This is a genomic window from Vibrio sp. Y176, assembly GCF_033438945.1.
The window spans coordinates 1-798 of record NZ_JAWOQS010000357.1 but is presented as its reverse complement, the minus strand read 5'-3'; the positions used below and the strand labels follow the sequence as shown (position 1 = coordinate 798).

1 protein-coding gene is annotated in these 798 nt (G+C 46.9%); it reads right to left on the bottom strand.

Going from position 1 to position 798, the window contains the following annotated elements:
- A partial coding sequence (locus R7O13_RS26050) for a metallophosphoesterase (RefSeq protein ID WP_318305097.1) occupies nt 1–798 on the bottom strand: 798 nt, incomplete at both ends.

Here is a 798-nt window from a genome sequence, read left to right as displayed (position 1 = left end):
TCGTAGCTCACCATTGATAGTTCGCCGTTACGGAATTCGTAATCGGCACGGCCAACATATTTACCCCACTCATGCGCCTGAACAATGTAAGTACCGTTTTGTTGGTCTGGCTGACACTCATCACCCGGTTTAAAGTTCTTTTTGATAACGTTAGGACCTTCCATACAAACGGGCTCTTGTGAGTGACCACCCACAATCATGTCCAAATCGCCTTCATTAAGGTAACGCGCCAAAGCTACATCACCAGGCGCATTGATGGCACGGTTGCCATTTTCGTAGTGACCCATGTGCGTAACAGCGAAAATCAGATCCGGATTTTCTGTTTTTTTCAGTTCTGCAATCAGCTCTTTCGCTTCCGCTTTCGGGTCGCGGAAGTCCACTTGACCGATAAACTCAGGATTTCCCAACTTCGCGGTATCTTCTGTTGTCAGACCAATAACCGCAATTTTAATGCCTTGCTTATTGAACATCGCGTAAGGTTGGAATAAACGCTTGCCCGTTTTTTTGTCGTAGATGTTGGCTGACAGCATTGGGAAGTTAGCCCAATCTTGCTGTTTGAATAGCACGTCTAGCGGATTATCAAATTCGTGATTGCCTAACGCCATCGCGTCGTAGCCAATCTTACTCATGCCTTTGAAATCTGGTTCAGCGTCTTGTAAATCAGATTCAGGAACGCCGGTATTAATATCACCACCAGACAGCAACAGCACGCTGCCTCCTTCTGCTTGAATTTCATCACGCAGATCATCGATCAACGTCTTGCGCGCGGCCATGCCGTACTCACCATGTTTATTCTGC